Below are 313 nucleotides of genomic sequence, written 5' to 3' on the forward strand. Positions count from 1 at the left end.
CCCACGCCTTCGTGTCTGCGTCGGAGTAAACCTGGTGCAGTTGCCAGACCGGGCACTTGTCCGGATCGCCCGGGTCAGTGCGGCGCACGCGGGCCGGGTCGGTCGGCATGGTGCGAACCTTTTTCTCGACGGTTTCCTTGTCCTCACGCATGCGGATCGTGTTGCCGTACGACTTGGACATCTTCTGGCCGTCGAGGCCCGGCATGCGGGATGCCTCGGTCAACAGCACCTGCGGTTCGTGCAGGATGATATTGCGGGCGCCTTCCAGGTAACCGTACAGGAGCTCGCGGTCTCCCTTCGAATGGCTCTGCGT

At 63.6% G+C, this 313-nt stretch carries 1 pseudogene; it reads right to left on the reverse strand.

From position 1 onward, the window contains the following. A pseudogene (locus tag RVY79_RS18640) lies at positions 1-313 on the reverse strand (tryptophan--tRNA ligase); the annotation flags it as partial.

It is taken from the genome of Chromohalobacter sp. HP20-39, from assembly GCF_033052815.1.
Taxonomy (GTDB): Bacteria; Pseudomonadota; Gammaproteobacteria; order Pseudomonadales; family Halomonadaceae; genus Chromohalobacter.